Below are 359 nucleotides of genomic sequence, written 5' to 3' on the forward strand. Positions count from 1 at the left end.
ATGGCTCAACTTGTGTTACGCCATGTTTGATATTCTCTTTACCCACCCTGATTTTCTGATCATCAACAAACATCCTAATGTTTCGGTTCACAAAGATGATGGCGATACCATGCTGTTACAAGAAGTGGCCAACGTCAGTGGTGATGAGCATCTATATCTTATTCATCGGCTCGACAAAATGACTTCTGGTATTTTGTTGCTGGGAAGAAACAGCACGGCGGCCAGCGCGCTTTCACAACGCTTTGCGCAACGAGAGGTAGAGAAGTTCTATCTCGCCATTGGTGCGAAGAAGCCAAAGAAAAAAACAAGGTCCATTATTGGCGATATGGAGCGCTCACGACGGGCCAGTTGGAAGCTGG

1 protein-coding gene is annotated in these 359 nt (G+C 46.5%); it reads left to right on the top strand.

The window, feature by feature from the left end; genetic code table 11:
- Positions 1 to 22 precede the first annotated feature (22 nt).
- Positions 23 to 359: pseudouridine synthase (locus CIK04_RS27845; protein WP_325205926.1), on the top strand; the 337-nt coding region annotated here is incomplete at its 3' end.

The organism is Vibrio sp. 03_296 (assembly GCF_002265885.1).